We start from the raw sequence: 272 nt of genomic DNA, 5'->3' as shown, positions 1-272 counted from the left end.
ACGCTATGGTCAGAAAAACCTTATTACTTCCAACTGGCCTTTGCGCTAGATCGTGTAAAAGAGATGGCGCCTGAACACCCCGAATGGAAAACAGAAGCACCGTTTAAGTTTGTACTTGAAGAGGATATTGAGAGCGTTCTAGGTAGTGGTGAAGAAGGGTTGTTGAAAATTATTATGGCGACACACTCTGGTATGACCGTTGAGCAATACCAACAAGATGTTAAGCAATGGTTGTCGGTAGCAAAAGACGAGCGTTTTAACAAAGCCTACAC

At 43.4% G+C, this 272-nt stretch carries 1 protein-coding gene; it reads left to right on the top strand.

Features of this window, described 5'->3' with window-relative positions:
- The coding region (locus AC6UDE_RS06970) for a hypothetical protein (protein ID WP_500697028.1) at nt 1-272 on the top strand (272 nt) is incomplete at both ends.

The sequence above is a fragment of the Fructilactobacillus sp. X2R5C3 genome, assembly GCF_059901325.1.
The sequence above is the reverse complement of the archived record's forward strand: the minus strand, read 5'-3'. Positions and strand labels throughout refer to the sequence as shown.